Raw genomic sequence first — 16,676 nt, forward strand, 5'->3', positions numbered from 1 at the left:
GATCCTGTCACCAAGGTCGATTTTTACTGCTAGTATCGTAATCGGTATTATAAATACATAGAATAGGAATAAATCACCGAGTGAAACGTGCACATTATGCCGTTGAAAACAAACACTCATACATAATTATAGCATGAAAAAACATATTTTTAGCTGTCTGACACTGGCTATGGTAATCTCATCCTCCGCATTATTCGCACAAACGAAAGCCATTGCACATCGTGGCGTATGGAAAAACAGCCATCTTCCGCAAAATTCCATTGCTTCCTTAACAGCGGCCCACGAACTCAAGCTCTTCGGATCCGAGTTTGATGTACATTTGACCAAAGACAATATTCTTGTGGTCAACCATGACAATGATTTCTATGGCATTGATATCGCAACGGCAACCTACAAAGAGCTCTTAGAAAAGAAACATCCTAACGGTGAATCCATTCCCACGTTGGAAGAATATATTAATGCTGGAAAAAAATTAAAGGGTTTACGCCTTATCCTTGAGTTGAAAATCAATAAACTTGGGGTCGAGCGTACGCTTGAAGCGACCACAAAAACGGTTGAAATGGTCAAAAGCTTAAAAGCTGAGAAAATTACGGATTACATTTCCTTCAGCTTTGAAGCTTGTCAAAAGATCCACGAATTGGCTCCTAAGGCTAATATCCAATATCTTACAGGAGATAAATCTCCTTCAGATGTAAAATCTGCTGGGATTAATGGGGTGGATTATCACTTTTCCGTCTTTAAAAAGAATGCGACATGGCTGAAAGATGCGCATCAACTTGGTATGAAAGTGAATGCATGGACCGTAAACACAGAAGAAGAAATGACAAATCTAATCAATCAGAAAATTGATTTTATTACCACTGATGAACCTGAGTTGTTGCTCCGCATATTAAAGAAATAAGGACAAACCGAGTGAACAAAGGACATTTATAGCGATGAAACTAAACACTCGTGTCGTCCGAGGCAGCATGATTGCCTTTATATAAAGAATAAATGATGAACAAATAACCGAGTGAAACGAGTTCATTTAAACACATGAAGATCACTCATAAATAGCATAAATAATTCAAATAAATGAAAAAAAGTCTTTTTCTCGTTATAGCGCTGTGTTTATCCCTCCTATCGTATGGGCAGGAATTTATTGCAGGCAGTTATAATATCCGCCAAAGAAATACCGTCGATGTCGATAACATGTGGAACGACCGGAAAGTCCCGCTTACCAATCTGATCAAATACCATGGTTTTGATATCTTTGGTATCCAAGAAGGTTTTTTTGATCAGGTTCAAGATCTCAAAAAGCTCCTTCCTGGATTTGATTACGTGGGTGTAGGTCGCGACGATGGTGCACAAGAGGGCGAGCACTCGGCGATTTATTACAATACAAATCGCTTTAAAGCGATAAAGAGTGGAACTTTCTGGCTTTCAGCCACAGATACCGAACACCCGAATAAAGGCTGGGATGCAGCACTACCGCGAATCTGTACCTGGGGTATCTTTGAAGACAAGGCCAACAAAAAACGCTTTATCTTTATGAATACACATTTTGACCATATCGGTCGTACTGCACGTACCGAAAGTGCAAAATTGATTCTGACAAAAGCAAAAGAGTTTGCCAAAGACCTACCATTAATTTTAACAGGCGACTTCAACGTCGATGAAAAAGATGATGCTTACTTCACCTTGGCCAATAGCAAAGTGGTCACTGATGTACATGAATTGGCAACATTTAAATATGAGCCCAATTCTTCTTTCAATGGTTGGGGCAAAAGCATTAGACCAACAGGCCGCATAGACCATATTTTTATCACCAAACCTTTCCAAGTAAAAAAATATGGTATCCTGACCGATACATACATGAATAAATTTCCATCGGATCACTTTCCAGTAGCAACGACACTCTCCTGGAAATAATATCTTGTTAATAACAACAACCCTATAACACAAACAGCAGGTTCGCTTAGGATCTGCTGTTTTATTTTGTGGGACAGCTTTTATTTACACCGCATCAGGAATAGGGACTCAGCACGCTGTAGCGTATCTGCTACGATTCCCGACAATAGCTATGTTTCCTGGCAATTGGTTTAAACTTTCACATAAATTAACAGTCGATATGTTTAATTTTGACAGCAAAATAAAAACATGATGAAATTTCCACTATTATATTGTACACTATTTGTCTCCGGATTACTTTATTCCAATGCAAGCGAAGCACAGATTTTTAAGAAAATCAGTGAGACATTGGCAAAAGCAAATCAGGGCCAGACCGACAGTACTAAAACGACGTCGACATCAAAGACGACGACATCAAATACGACTGCAATAGCATCAAAATCGAATACCTTGGCATCTTTGTCCAATAAGGATGCATCGTTGGGGATCAAACAGGCTTTAAGCAACGGCTTAAATCTGAGTATCGAATCTCTAGCCAAGAAGGATGGTTTTTTGGGTGATGCCGCAGTAAAGATTTTGATGCCTGCCGAAGCACAGAAAGTAGAAAAAACACTTCGTGCTGTTGGGATGGGGAAATTGTGCGATCAGTTTATACAGAGCATGAACAGAGCTGCGGAGGGAGCCGTTAAAGAGGCTGCCCCAGTATTTGTAAACGCACTTTCGAAGATGACGATAACCGATGCAACCAATATTCTTTTAGGTAGTAAAGAAGACGCCGCCACAACGTTTTTTAAAACAAATACATCGACCGAATTAACAAACAAGTTTAGTCCTGTTATCAAATCTGCCATGGGTACAAACAATGTGGACCAGTACTGGACCCAATTGACAACAGCTTACAACAACCTTCCTTTAGGCAATAAAGTGGAGACAAATCTTACGGCATACGTTACGCAGAAAGCAATAGATGGTCTATTTATCAAAGTTGCCGACCAGGAGTCAAAAATTAGACACAACATAGGCGGCAGTAGAAATACCAATATCCTGCAGAAGGTATTTGGTTACGCTGATCAAAAGAAATAGAACACGATTTACATGTAAAAAAAGGACCTGTCAACAATTTGATAGGTCCTTTTTTTTATCTGAAATTGTCTGGTCTTATTGGCCAGGAAGAACCTTCAGTTTGCTTTCATTGCTGTTGGTGTCTGCGAAGTCATGAAGGTTTTAATTGATGCAGGACCATCATGATTTCTTTTTTCCTATCCATGGATAAACCAAACAGCTCAAAAGATCTCCAGCACAATTATATCTAGCGACACCTTTTCTTTAGCGGTACATTCTCTTTAGCGAAAATTAGGATTCTATCCGCTCCGATCCCTTTCTGTTATTGCCCATTTGTTACAATAGCGTCAAACGCATGTATGAAGGGTAAATTGTTTGTAAATGCAACCAAATTAAATTGCAAATAAAAAGCAATTTATCTAAGTTTGACCACCCTTATCACATTAGGGCTATTAAAAAATGAGCACATTTGAGATCAACAACATAAGTGATTTTTCGGTATCCGAAAGATTTCAACGCTATGTACAGATTGACACACAATCTGATGCAAATTCACCAACATGTCCTTCTACAGAAGAGCAAAAGAACCTAGGAAAGTTACTTGTAACGGAGTTGCTGGCATTGGGTATTTCAGACGCGGCAATGGATGAAAATGGATATATTTACGCAACTATTCCATCCAATACCACAAAGCAAGTTCCCGTTATCTGTTTCTGTTCTCATATGGATACATCTCCCGACTCTTCTGGAAAAGATGTAAAACCACTGGTTCATGCTAACTATCAGGGCCAAGATCTTGTGCTTCCTGACGACAATAGTATTATCATCAAATATGCCGAACATCCCGATCTAGCCAATCAAATTGGCCATGATATCATTACAGCGAGTGGCACTACTTTACTCGGTGCAGATGACAAAGCAGGTGTAGCCGAAATCATGGATGCTGCCCGTTTATTAATGAAACATCCTGAAATCAAACATGGTGACATCAAAATTCTTTTCACACCGGATGAAGAGATTGGTAGAGGTGTTGATAAAGCAGATTTAAAACGTTTAGCAGCAGATTTCGCTTATACCATGGATGGTGAAAGAGCCGGAACCATCGAAGATGAGACATTTTCAGCAGATGGAGCTACATTAACTATTCATGGCGTATCGGTGCATCCAGGTTTTGCTAAAGGGAAGATGCAAAGCGCCATCAAAATCGCCAGTGCAATAATTGAGGCGCTACCGAAAGATAGGCTTTCACCTGAAAGTACGAATAAAAAAGATGGTTTTGTACATCCTGTTCATATCAGTGGATCTGTGGAAAAAGCAGAAATTCAATTTATTGTACGTGATCACGTTACGGCCAATCTCAAGAAACATGAAGATGAACTGGAAGGTATAGCAAAATCAATCGTGGAGCAATATCCAAACTGTACTTATACTTTTGTTGTAAAAGAACAATACCGTAATATGAAAGAAGTGCTGGATCAGCATCCTGAAATTATGGAAATCGGGATGGAAGCCATCAACCGAGCAGGAATGGTAGCCGAAAGAAGAAGTATCCGTGGTGGAACAGATGGCTCCCGTCTTTCGTTTATGGGGCTACCTTGTCCAAATATTTTTGCCGGAGGGCATGCTTTCCATGGAAAACAAGAGTGGGTAGCTGTACAAGATATGGAAAAAGCCGTCAAAACAATTTTGCATGTTGTATCTTTATGGGAAGAAAAAGCATAAAGGAAAAATAAATTATAATGAAAAACGACGTATTAAAGGCAATACACTACAGAAGATCAGTATTTCAAGCTTCCTTCACTGAAGAAGAAGTCAGTAAAGAAGATATCTTGAGTATCTTGGAAGCGGCCAATGCTGCTCCAACACATAAAAGGACACAACCTTGGCGTTTTGTCATCTTCCGCAAAGAGGGATTGGAACGTTTGGGCACGGAGTTATCACGTATTTACAAATCGGTAACACCAGCAGAGAAGTACACTGAAGCAACAGAAATAACAATGGGCAAAAAAGCAACACAGTCAAACGTTGCGATCGCTATTGTTGTCAATTATACAGGTGAAGTTCCCGAATGGGAAGAATTGGCCTGTACAGCTGCAGCAGTTGAAAACATGTGGTTAGCTGCACACTCGCTAAACATTGGTGGATACTGGGCGACTCCCGGTTTAATCAATCATTTGGGTGGTTTCTTAAATCTCGAAGAAAATCAAAAATGTATTGGTCTATTCTACTTAGGACACCATCAATCTGAGGCACGCGAACCTATCCGCACACCAATTGCAGATAAAATTCGTTGGGAAGAATAAATCTTCTCAACTTTATAATAAACAGCGAGCGGCTTAGAGGTATCTGAGCCGCTCGCTGTTTATAGGTTAATTAATTATGCATGACGGACCATCAAAACCCATTTTTATTAAATATTTCATAATGAGATCTTAACCATTTAACAATCTTGCAGAGATAATTTCGCAACATACTTGTGACAGACGCTAATCAACTAAAAAGTGAAATTATTATGCAAAGAAACATCGTTTGGTTAATGGTATTAACCATTATTACATTTTTCCAAATTCCAACCAACAGTTGGGCTCAGGGTACCGAAGCGACGATTACAGGTCGGATCATAGACAACAATGGGCCTGTAAAAGGAACATCTGTATCGGTAAGGAATGAATCAACAGGATTTAAACAAACGACACTGACCAACCAAAATGGTGTCTATACCTTTCAGCAATTACCTTTGGGTTCGCCATACAGCATCACAATCAACCACGTTGGCTATGCAGAACAAAAAAAGACTGACTATAAATTGAGCTATGGTGACGAACTCAATGTGGATTTCACCTTATCATCAGCTGAAAATAAATTGGATGAAGTTATCGTTCAAGGCACTGCGGCTGACCTAAAAAACAAGATCAAGACATTGGGTGCATCTACCGCCATTACGGCCAATGACCTCAAAAAAATGCCTGTAAATGGACGTAATTTTTCCTCTCTGATTGATTTATCGCCTGTCAGCAGTGGTACAAATCTAGCTGGACAGCGCGCTTCATCGACCAATTTTACGGTAGACGGAATGAATTCACGCAGTACAGTGGCCGGTGGAAATAGCGGCGGAGCTTATTCAATCTCTATGGAAGCCATTCGAGAGTTCAAAGTAGTGACCAATGACTACGATGTCACATTCGGTCGCAGCGGAGGGGGCAGCATTACCACCGTAACCAAATCCGGTACAAATACGTTAACTGGAAGTGCATTTACTTTTGCCCGGGCAGGTTGGCTTTCGAGTAAGTACAACCTCAATGGAACAGCCCGAAAACAAAAATTCTCCACCTATCAATATGGATTCTCACTTGGAGGTCCAATCATAAAAGACAAAGCTCACTTCTTTGTAACTTGGGACCGTCAGATGGACACCCGTCCTCTTCAGATCGCAGACATTCAAACAACGGAGGACATTGCACGTTACAAAGTAACCCAGGCTACATTAGATGAGTTTACCCGCATTGCTGTAGGTAAATATGGTGCAAGTGCCGATCGCCTGTTTGGTTCCTTTGACAAGAAGAAAAAGACCGACGCGGCCTTCGCCCGCATTGATTGGCAATTGAACGATAAAAACTTATTGACTATTCGGAACAACTTTGTCTACGACATGGACAATCAACAAGAGGGAGACAATACAGGCATCAATGCTTTTGAATCCTACACCAACAGAAGGTATATTAACAACAGCCTCATGGCCTCCTTGCGCACGTCGATCAGTTCCAAATTGACCAACGATTTGAAGGTGCAACATTTTTATGAGCGTTCTGAAGCACAGCACAATGTAGCTGGATTTGATCAGTCACACAGTATTCCACGTGCGATCGTTGAATCTGTTCAATCGGTGGACGGCACAAATAAATATACCAATTCAATACAGCTTGGTGGTCAGCGTTATGCACCAGAATGGTTCAACGGAAATATGTTACAACTGGTCAACAACCTCTATTATAACACAGATAAAATCAAATATACCTTCGGTGCAGATGTCATGTATACGAACATGGATTTCCGCTACGGCAGCGAAATGAATGGTCGTTTCTATTTTACTGGTCTACAAAATTTCGATAACCTGACTCCTTATCGCTATGCCCGTGATGTATATATGACTGACAAAGAAAACACCTTTGTCAACAATCTAGCTGTAGGTCTCTATGGACAGATGGAAGCTAAAATCGCTAGGGGTCTTGATGTTGTCGGCGGCCTACGTCTGGACAATACGAAATACCTAAAGAAGGCTACATTCAACCAAACAGTCTATGACGAACTGGGCCTTTCAACCGATAATGGTATCAACACTTTTCAGATACAACCCCGCGTGCAGTTCAACTGGGATATCAATGAAGAAAAGAAAAATATAATCCGTTTTGGCGCTGGTATATTCGGTTCGGCCCTCAACCCCTATTCTATGTTAAACAATATGTTGTTTGATGGCTCACGCATTGCCGGTGTAGATATTACTGACCCTACTTTAATTCCCAAACCAAATTTTGCAGGATATCGCCAAGACCCCGATACAGCTCCAGGGCGCGAACTGCTGGACAACCCGAAGATCGAAAAACTTGTCACCATCAATACCAATAGCAAGGATGTAAAAGTGCCAACTGTATATAAAGCGAATATTTCCATCAATCACTTTTTCACACCTTCGCTACGCATCGGTTTAAGCGCTTACGGAACCTGGGGGCGCAACAATTATATGTATGTAGATCGCAATATGGTGGAGGATCCTTACTTTAGGCTGACCGCCGAAGGTAACCGTGGGGTGTATGTTCCGGCATCAAGCATCAATACGACAAACGGTGCCGCCAACTGGACCAATAGCCGTAAAACAAAACAAATAGGCCGCGTACTGGAAATGAACAGTGAAGGAAAAAACAATTCTTATACGGTTGTGCTGGACGGAACTTATCGTTATTATAAAGACGGGCAGATAACCGTATCTTACACCTGGAACGACACAAAAGACAATACCTCCTACAACGGCAACGTCGCAAATTCCGCTACCCTTTCGCTGATGGTGAAAGATGATCCACGCGACTTGAGTACGATGACGTATTCGGACAATCAATTCCGCCATAAAGTTGTTTTTTATGGTACTATGCCATCGCTATGGGGTGTATCTATGGGTTTACGTTTTAGCGGAATTGCAGGAACGCGCTATTCCCTAGCGGTCAATGGGAATGTCAACGGTGATTTTGTAAATTCCAACGATCTAGCCTTCGTATACGATCCAAATAACAAAAACACCCCCGATTACATCAAAACCGGCATTCAAGCTATTTTAGACGATCCAAAGGCAGAACAGAGCATTAAAAAATACATCAATGGTAACCTCGACCGCATCGCCGAAAGAAACGGCGGCATCAACGGTTTTTACGGCGTATTTGACTTACATTTGGCTAAAAATCTAAAAGTTTACAAGAAACATGGCATTGAAGCTTCGATAGACATTTTCAATGTAGCCAACCTATTGAAAAAAACTTGGGGTGTAGGACACAATCTGGGTAAGCAAAATCTATATGCCATCAAAAGCTTTGATGCAACCAGTCAACAATATATTTATAATATGAGTTCTGGTGTGGGGGTATCCAATTTAAATGGTAATCCTTATCAAGTACAATTAGGCCTGAGATATGCATTTTAAGTAATTCAGACTATATAAAAAAGCAGCGAGCCATTTCCTATTAAAGAAATGGCTCGCTGCTTTTTATCAGATCACTATTATTTTTTTTCGATTCCAAAACAATGCGGCGGTTTAATTACAGTTACTTTTGCCGAGTTCCGTTCCTCTTTGACGGGGAACACAATTTTCAGACGCCCTTTTGTTCCCTGCCATTTTGGCCCAAACTGCAGAAGTCGAACCGCTTCATCAACGAGAGCCTGATCTGGTTGTCCTTCAGCACTGATATGAGTAGGCACTCCATTTTTGTCGATTGTAAAATTGACAATAATTTCGCCTCCTCTTACAGATGTAACGGACTTCTGATTGAGGTACTGTTCAAAAATTTTCCATCCTTCACGCGGCGTTGCATCACCTCCATCCAACAATGGTTCAACAGACACCTTATTTTCAGGCTCGCTCAACTCTACATCCGTTGTACGCTCCGCTTTACCGCTAAAATGTTTAAAATAGAGCAAGGCCAATAAAGTCACAAAAAGTACCCCTGCGGTAGCGCCTATCGCCAAACGCTGCCAAGTGAAATATTGGGCATGTCTTGTCGCAACGGTATCTTCTACACGACGATTGAGACGTTGCTGCAATAGACTCAATTGTCGGGCATCCACACCATTTTGTAATCGATAACCATCGATAGCATCTTGTAAAAAGGGATCTTCCAATGCTTCTCGTTCCAGTTGAAACATGTCCTCCTTAGTCATCAAACCATGGATGTAATTATGAATCCGTGATAATTGATAATTATTTTCCATTTTCTTTCCTTTCCATACAGATTTTTAGATTGCGCTTTCCATTTTGAATAGCACTCTTGACCTTATTCAAGTCATATCCGGTCAAATCTGCAATATCTTTATAACATTTTTGCTCGAGATAGAATAAACGTACACATTCTTGTTGTTCGTGGTTTAAAGTCTGCATACATCCCTCCAGTTTCTCAAAGTCTTTTTCTTCCCATTTGACTTCACTGGTATCATTTAACTTTTGTTCACTTTCGAACAAATTGTCTTCAATATCAACCTGTGTTGTCCGCTTATCTTTACGTAACTGCATCAGGCAATAATTTTTGCTGTAAACGTGTAACCAGCTCTTAAAATTATCGACTTCATATTGCCGAAGCTTCGTGATAAGTTCTTCAAATATCTGCATCACAGCATCCTGACTACGGTCGGGGTCTTGTAAGTATTTAAAGCACACACCATAAAGCAAGGACATATAGGGCGAATATAGTTTCCCCAGCGTAGACAAGTCACCGCTTGTTTTATAGTGTTGTAAAAGCTCTTTTTCGTTCATGCGCAAATCATTCACCTTAATGATGATTTAAGATACAAATTTCCATATATAAAAAAAGGAGCTATTGAAAATTAGCGCAAAACAAAAACCGTCCCCATAACGAAATGGAGACGGTCGATAAAAATATAATATGAATTACGGATTTAATTTCCTTGTTTCCAATTGTATCGCAGTGTAACACCGTAAGTCCGCGGATCGGCAACTACCCCAGCGTACTGTCCATAGCTTCCAGGTGCTGCCAGCAATTGTTCGTAGTAATCTTTATTGGTTAGATTTCTACTCCAAACAAACACCGAAATACCATTCGATCCCCTGAATCCTAGCCGAGCGTTCAATACCGAATAGGCATCAATGTTTAGGTACTGTGATGGTGAGGAACTGGATGAGAATTTAGACCGGTGAAATAGGTCTGCGCCCAAAAAGTAAGATCCATTAATTCCGATCAGCTTCCCACTTTTATTCGCTTCGCCGCCCAAAGACCAGGACCATTTGGAAACACCAGGAAGGACACCACCAGAGACGTCTTTAAAAGCTTGCGCTCCGCCAACCTCTTCTAAGGGAACAGGTGCGTTGGTAAATTTAACATATTTGGCATCAGTATAGGCCAATGCTCCATTCAATCGGAGAAAGTGTCCGATGTTGATATTTCCATCCAATTCAACACCCTTTACACGTACCTTTTCCGCATTGGCCAGATAACCACGGTTTACCCCAGGCTCGGGTGTCTGCACTTGCGTCTGATAGTCTTTGATATCCGTTTGGTAGACGGTCAGATTGAGGAGTGTATTGCGTGTCGGATTCGTCTTCACACCAATTTCCTTATGACGGACAGCCTCCGGTTTTACTTCGGCGAGATCCAGCAGCACTGCTCCATTTGCTGTCGGCAATCCACCGACATTGATACCGACTGGCTTATAGCTAATGGAATAAGTTGCATAAGCATTTATCTTCGGATTGAAGCGATATCTTGCCGAGAGCTGGCCTGAAAAATTATCGGCATCAGCATTGACATCAAAAGTCTGGTTTGTATACACACCATTCTTTAAGGCAAGCAATGCGGGGTCTGATGTCTGCAAGCCGCCATAGGTCTGTCTATCGTAGTTTGCAACCTTTTTATCATAGTTGTAACGCAAACCAGGTAAGATGTGTAATTTTGGCGTAACAGCCCAATCGATCTGCGTATAAGCAGCTAAACTCGTACTCTTGATGCCATAAACAGTCTTGATTCCAAAATTATCGAATAAGCCCGGAGTTTGCCACAAAGCACTGGTAGAGCTTTTTTGAAAACGCCAAAAGGCAGATCCTGTTTCTTCGGTATGTACAGGGTCTGTGCCCAGATCCTGCCAAAGGCCAAATAACCCAACAACCCCGCTGACCTTTTCACTGATTTTCCCAGAGTATCTGAACTCCTGTGACCACTGGTTATGGACGGAATTACCTGCTGAAACGGTGTATACCGGAAGTCCTAAGTAATCACGGTCATTGAGCGGAACCCACGTCCATGTTCGCCAAGCAGAAGTAGAGGTCAGTGTCCCTTCTCCAATCTTGATATCGGCATTCAATGCGACCCCACCCAATTTATTATCGGCTTTGGATTGCGTATCCAGATCTATCTTACGTTCGAAAGCACTTTTATAGGGCAACTCGTAGCCAAGATCTTTAATAATTGCATCAAACTGTCTATAGTCTGCACGCTGTGTTTTTACAACTCCGGCAGCCGCCCAGCCATAACCGTCCGGTTTTTGTGATGACACGTCCCCAGAAAGTACGAGTTTGATATTTTCGGTTGGGGTAAACAGCAATTGCCCTCTAAAGCCCAGGTTGTTGATATCATTGATCTTCCTATTGGTATGTACATTAAACAAGTTTCCATCCCGCTGTGTACCAGAGAAAGAAGCTCTCGCAGCCAAGTTTTTGGCCAATGGTCCTGAGATTGAAGCCTTCGCCTGAATAAACCCCTGGTTTCCATAGCTGACTTCCACATTGGCCTCGGGTGTAAATTGAGGCAGACGTGAGGTGATATTGAAAGCTCCCGCGGTTGTATTTTTTCCAAAGAGGGTACCCTGTGGTCCCCGTAGTACTTCAATCTGATCAATATCAATGAAGTCTAGCCAAGTTGCGGCAGGACGAGCAATATATACGCCATCAAGATAAAACCCAACACCAGGATCAATCCCATCATTGGTGAGGCCATAGGTGGAACCAAGTCCGCGTATGTTAAGTGTTGTATTACGTGCGTTCGATGCATACAACTGAACAGTTGGCACCAGTTCTTTCAACCGGTTAACATTAAAAGCACCTGCATCTTCTAATGCTGCTCCACGAATAATTGATACGGGAATAGGCACGTCCTGCAATTGCTCTTTACGGCGACGTGCGGTGACGACCACTTGATCCAAAGCTTCCAATCGTGGTGTAAGTTCAATCACGGCAGGAGAATGATCTACCACGATGTGACGAGTTTGATAACCGACGATGGATACGATCAATGAAAATGGTAATTTTTGTCCAGTTACAAACTGAAAAACTCCTTTACTGTCTGTTTTTACTTGGTGCGTAACAGCTTCCAGCTGAACCGTTACCCCCTGTAATGGTTCTTTTGTTACGGCGTCAATTACGGTACCTGTTAATGAGGCATTTATAATAGGTTTAGGATTTTCTACTTGCGCATAGCTGTGGTAAGAACCCGTTAAAAGCAAGCTAAAAACGACGCTAATTCGAAAAATAGCATTTTTTTTCATAAATTTATTCAGTTTAATGGTGAATCTAAACAAGTGCCAACGCCAATCGATACTTGCTTCATTGTTAAAACTTTGTGAAAGGGAAGCCTCGGCTTCCCTTTTCTAATATAAGAGAGTGTAAGAGAGAAATTTTAACAACACATTCGTTTTTGGCAACTTTCTAGGCCAACAACAGATCCTTCTACCGAAGCAACCAATAAACTTGTTTTTGAAGAGTAATTTTGTTTCATTCTTTTTATCTTGTTATTTTCTTTTATTTCATGCTGCATAAAGCAAATCCATATATGCACTTATAGTGTGGCAATTTCAAATAACTTTAAATACATGTCTTTCTACAAAATCAATTTCATGGTTAGTTCGATTCATAGTCAAGTCAGTCCTTTTTGCCCACCTTTCTATTTACCTGAAAATCAGATAACGATACAAATATATAAATATTTTTTAAAAGACTACTAATTTGATAGATTTAATAATATTTTTTTTTTAAAACACCATTAACCATTAATTTTAAGGCACTTAAAGAGAATAAAAAGGCTAATCGCATTTCATCCGGTGTGAAAAATCATGAAAGCTACAGTCGTCTTCAAGATGATCTACTGCATGCGGCTGGCTTTGGACTTATGAAGTGAGCTGTAAAAAGCGGTGAATCCGAGAGTGTATGAGGAGCACGGAACAAAAAAGGCCGTCCTTGTTGGACAGCCATTTTTACAATCATATTTAACGATCCGCCCTCAGATCATAACACTTACCTTCTTAGCGGAATAACACCAGCGCAATCAATAAAGTAATAATAACATTAAAAGTCTGGGCAATCAGAAAGGCATATAGCGGTTTCTTGTTGTCTTGGACAAAAAGATCCTTAAAGTTCGTTTCCAAACCTATTGATGTAAATGCTAAGGTAAACCAGAGACCCTGCAGGTTTTTCAAACTTCCTTTGACGGCGTCGATCTTCTCAGGGGAGATAACGAATGAAAATAGCAACGATGCAAACACAAATCCCAGCACAAACTTCGGGAAACGCTCCCATATAATTTTCAATGTCGGTTTATCGCGCTTGGTTTCATCATCAACAGATTTAGCGTAGGTCCAATAAATGCTAATGGCAAAAGCAGCCAGCCCCAACAATACATTTTGGGAAAATTTCACAATGGTACTGATCTTCAACGCTTCTTCACCGACCAAGGAGCCAGAAGCTACTACAGCTCCGGTTGTATCAATACTTCCTCCAAGCCAAGCTCCGGTAACTTCTTGCGACAAGCCCATCCACTCCGCCATATAGGGCATGAAAATCATCATTGGAATTGCTGTAATCAGGACCAACGAAATCACATAGGAAAGTTTTTTGCTATCGCCTTTGATGGCTCCAGATGTTGCTATTGCGGCGGAGACGCCACAAATAGAAACCGCACTCGACAGCATCAGGGACATTTCCTTGTCAATCTTTAGCTTTTTACAGATCCAAAACGCGAAGTACCAAACAGACAGCACAACGGCCAGTGCTTGAATAAGCCCCAAAGATCCCGCTTTGAGAATATCTCCGAAAATCACTGTCGTTCCGAGCAAAATTAAGCCTATCTTGACATACAGTTCCGTACTGAGTGCCTCTTTAAACCAATTGGGCAGTTTAAAGCAATTGCTGATAATTAAACCGATAATCAAACTAAAAATCACAGCTTCGAGATTATATTCTTTCACCGTTGCGTTACCTGCCAAAATCAGGGCAAATACCGTAAGGATAAATACAGTCGGAAATACAACTAATAAATATTTTACAGATTTTCCCAAAAGAAACGCGCCTAATATCGCCGTAACGAATACAAAAATAAACTGCTCAAAAAGCTTCAGTAAATTGGTCGGTTCGAATATCGTTGAGACGAGTTCGGCAGAATTACTCCACGAAAAACTAGGTACCGGCGCAACAATTCCTGAGAGAGCAAGAAATATGGTAGCAATCCCCAAAATGACGACTACCCAGTCTTCTGTAAATGCAAATGATTTTGAAGATGTCATAGAATGGTTAGGGTTTAAAGGTTAAATTTAACATAATTACCGTTACTTTCTAGTATTGTAACACAAAAATGGCCGAAGATTTCTCTCCGGCCATCAACCAAAACCAATAATCTATTATCAATCAAAAACAATATTTATTCTCATCGATCAATTTTTTTGCGATTCGCTGACGTGCATCTTTCACATTAAATGGCTGTGCTTTTGTGAATCTGCGCAAACCAACTAACATCATATTCAGTTCGTCGCCTTCGCCAAAAGAATATAATGCTTCTTTGCCAGCAGCGCTAACTTTATCAATAGCACCATACAGGTAAATTTTAGCCATATCTTTCGCATAGTCTGCTTTAGCTGATCCTGTATGTAGCAATTTTTCCGCACGCAACAAGACTGACTCAGTGATATAAACATACCCGATAATATCTGCAATGTTCATGAGGATTTCCTCCTCTTTGGAAAGAGACATCATCAATTTTTGCACAGCTGCTCCGGCAATCAATAGGCCTGCTTTTTTAAGGTTTGCCACAATTTTCTTTTCTGCAGCAAAAGGTGCGTCGTCCTCTTCACCAAAATCTGGAATAGCTAGAAGCTCTCCGGCTACAGCTTGCGCTGGTCCCATCAGATCCAATTCACCTTTCATGGCCCGTTTTAACAACATGTCAACCACAAGTAATCGATTCACTTCATTGGTACCTTCAAAAATCCTGTTGATCCGTGAGTCCCGATAAGCGCGTTCCATCGGCGCATCTGCAGAATAGCCCATTCCACCATAGATTTGCACGCCCTCATCAACCACATAATCCAACATCTCCGAACACCATACCTTGATGATAGCACACTCAATTGCGAACTGCTCCACAGACTTCAATTTTGCTTTCGCTTCATCCATACCACCAGCAATCAGTGCATCATAGGCATCATCGATATTTTGACCCGCGCGATATGACGCAGATTCCACAGCAAACAAACGTGTTGCCATTTCAGCGAGCTTATAACGAATGGCACCAAATTTAGAAATCGGCAGATTAAACTGCACACGTTCATTAGCATACTGCACCGCATGATTAATCACCATACGTGCCGAACCAATTGTGGCAGCGCCTAGTTTTATACGTCCAATATTCAGGATATTTACAGCAATCTTAAATCCGTTTTCACGATCAGAAAGCATATTTTCTATGGGCACAGCACAGTCATTAAAAAAGATTTGACGTGTTGACGACCCTTTGATGCCTAATTTATGTTCTTCTGGATTCATCGTGATACCACCAAAATCCTTTTCGACAATAAATGCCGTCAGATTTTTATCATCATCGATTTTTGCAAATACGATAAAGATATCTGCAAAACCACCATTTGTAATCCACATTTTTTGACCATTGATCAAATAATGTGTTCCTTCAGCATTTAATTTTGCCGAGGTACGTCCAGAATTTGCATCCGATCCGGCATTGGGCTCTGTCAAACAATATGAAGCTTTCCATTCACCGGTAGCAAGCTTTGGAATATATTTCGCCTTTTGGGCATCATTACCATAATACAAAATAGGCAGTGTTCCGATTCCCGTATGAGCAGACAATGCGACAGCAAAAGAAAACCCACCACCTACCGCATCTGCAACAAGCATAGACGTGTTAAAATTTTTGCCGAAACCACCATATTCTTCGGGAATAGAAACTCCCAGCATCCCGAGTTCACCGGCCTTATCCATCAAACTAGGCATAAGCCCCTCCTCTTGTGCATCTATACGATCAAGTTTGTTCAATACCTCCGTATCCAAGAAATCCAAGCAAGTTTGACGAATCATTTTGGCTTCTTCATCAAATTCTTCCGGAATAAAAACTGCTGTATAGGGCGTCTCCCTAATCACGAACTCTCCGCCTTTAATTGCTTTATTTTCGCTCATTGTCTTTTTAGATTTGTATGGGCAGCAAAATCTTACTATGCGACGAATGCTGTCCACAATG

Annotated in this window: 11 protein-coding genes; 6 read left to right on the plus strand and 5 right to left on the minus strand. The window is 41.0% G+C overall.

Translation table 11 applies throughout. The features are described 5' to 3' along the window. Window positions 1-133 precede the first annotated feature (133 nt). From BGP15_RS07460 to BGP15_RS07485, 6 genes are all read left to right on the plus strand, one after another. Window positions 134-901, plus strand: coding sequence for a glycerophosphodiester phosphodiesterase (locus BGP15_RS07460; RefSeq protein WP_286752711.1), 768 nt, complete (start codon window positions 134-136; stop codon window positions 899-901). Between the two features lie 173 nt (window positions 902-1,074). Beyond that, on the plus strand, window positions 1,075-1,911 hold the full coding sequence (locus BGP15_RS07465; protein ID WP_286752712.1) for an endonuclease/exonuclease/phosphatase family protein: 837 nt from the start codon (window positions 1,075-1,077) through the stop codon (window positions 1,909-1,911). A 228-nt stretch (window positions 1,912-2,139) separates the two neighbouring features. Beyond that, a complete protein-coding gene (locus BGP15_RS07470; RefSeq protein WP_286769128.1) occupies window positions 2,140-2,973 on the plus strand; it encodes a DUF4197 domain-containing protein in 834 nt (277 codons plus the stop codon). A gap of 438 nt (window positions 2,974-3,411) precedes the next feature. After that, window positions 3,412-4,674 (plus strand): peptidase T, encoded by a 1,263-nt coding sequence (pepT, locus tag BGP15_RS07475; RefSeq protein WP_286769129.1) that lies wholly within the window; start codon window positions 3,412-3,414, stop codon window positions 4,672-4,674. A gap of 17 nt (window positions 4,675-4,691) precedes the next feature. Continuing rightward, window positions 4,692-5,255 carry a nitroreductase family protein gene (locus BGP15_RS07480; RefSeq protein WP_236560304.1) on the plus strand — a complete coding sequence of 188 codons (564 nt, stop codon included), beginning with the start codon at window positions 4,692-4,694 and terminating at the stop codon, window positions 5,253-5,255. Between the two features lie 209 nt (window positions 5,256-5,464). Further along, window positions 5,465-8,638, plus strand: coding sequence for a TonB-dependent receptor (locus tag BGP15_RS07485; protein ID WP_286769130.1), 3,174 nt, complete (start codon window positions 5,465-5,467; stop codon window positions 8,636-8,638). A gap of 77 nt (window positions 8,639-8,715) precedes the next feature. Here BGP15_RS07485 and BGP15_RS07490 read toward each other — a convergent pair whose 3' ends face one another. From BGP15_RS07490 to BGP15_RS07510, 5 genes are all read right to left on the minus strand, one after another. Beyond that, window positions 8,716-9,423: an energy transducer TonB gene (locus BGP15_RS07490; protein ID WP_286752715.1), complete on the minus strand. Its 708-nt coding sequence runs from the start codon at window positions 9,421-9,423 to the stop codon at window positions 8,716-8,718. Continuing rightward, on the minus strand, window positions 9,413-9,961 hold the full coding sequence (locus BGP15_RS07495; RefSeq protein WP_070570290.1) for an RNA polymerase sigma factor: 549 nt from the start codon (window positions 9,959-9,961) through the stop codon (window positions 9,413-9,415). The genes BGP15_RS07490 and BGP15_RS07495 overlap by 11 nt, the downstream gene beginning before the upstream one ends. 143 nt (window positions 9,962-10,104) lie before the next feature. After that, the gene (locus BGP15_RS07500) at window positions 10,105-12,702 is read right to left on the minus strand and encodes a TonB-dependent receptor (RefSeq protein WP_286769131.1); all 2,598 of its coding nucleotides are present in this window, start codon (window positions 12,700-12,702) and stop codon (window positions 10,105-10,107) included. Between the two features lie 753 nt (window positions 12,703-13,455). Next, the gene (locus BGP15_RS07505; RefSeq protein WP_286752718.1) at window positions 13,456-14,712 is read right to left on the minus strand and encodes a YeiH family protein; all 1,257 of its coding nucleotides are present in this window, start codon (window positions 14,710-14,712) and stop codon (window positions 13,456-13,458) included. Window positions 14,713-14,833: 121 nt separating this feature from the next. Then, a complete protein-coding gene (locus tag BGP15_RS07510) occupies window positions 14,834-16,615 on the minus strand; it encodes an acyl-CoA dehydrogenase FadE (RefSeq protein ID WP_286769132.1) in 1,782 nt (593 codons plus the stop codon). Window positions 16,616-16,676 lie beyond the last annotated feature (61 nt).

The organism is Sphingobacterium sp. 40-24, assembly GCF_001899705.1.
Lineage (GTDB): Bacteria > Bacteroidota > Bacteroidia > Sphingobacteriales > Sphingobacteriaceae > Sphingobacterium > Sphingobacterium multivorum.

Excerpts from the sequence above, each read along its gene's own strand:
- BGP15_RS07490 (WP_286752715.1), bottom strand. The coding sequence starts at position 9,423 with ATGGAAAATAATTATCAATTATCACGGATTCATAATTACATCCATGGT.
- BGP15_RS07510 (WP_286769132.1), bottom strand. The coding sequence starts at position 16,615 with ATGAGCGAAAATAAAGCAATTAAAGGCGGAGAGTTCGTGATTAGGGAG.
- BGP15_RS07495 (WP_070570290.1), bottom strand. The coding sequence starts at position 9,961 with ATGAACGAAAAAGAGCTTTTACAACACTATAAAACAAGCGGTGACTTG.
- BGP15_RS07470 (WP_286769128.1), top strand. The coding sequence starts at position 2,140 with ATGATGAAATTTCCACTATTATATTGTACACTATTTGTCTCCGGATTA.
- BGP15_RS07485 (WP_286769130.1), top strand. The coding sequence starts at position 5,465 with ATGCAAAGAAACATCGTTTGGTTAATGGTATTAACCATTATTACATTT.
- BGP15_RS07465 (WP_286752712.1), top strand. The coding sequence starts at position 1,075 with ATGAAAAAAAGTCTTTTTCTCGTTATAGCGCTGTGTTTATCCCTCCTA.
- pepT (WP_286769129.1), top strand. The coding sequence starts at position 3,412 with ATGAGCACATTTGAGATCAACAACATAAGTGATTTTTCGGTATCCGAA.
- BGP15_RS07505 (WP_286752718.1), bottom strand. The coding sequence starts at position 14,712 with ATGACATCTTCAAAATCATTTGCATTTACAGAAGACTGGGTAGTCGTC.
- BGP15_RS07500 (WP_286769131.1), bottom strand. The coding sequence starts at position 12,702 with ATGAAAAAAAATGCTATTTTTCGAATTAGCGTCGTTTTTAGCTTGCTT.
- BGP15_RS07460 (WP_286752711.1), top strand. The coding sequence starts at position 134 with ATGAAAAAACATATTTTTAGCTGTCTGACACTGGCTATGGTAATCTCA.
- BGP15_RS07480 (WP_236560304.1), top strand. The coding sequence starts at position 4,692 with ATGAAAAACGACGTATTAAAGGCAATACACTACAGAAGATCAGTATTT.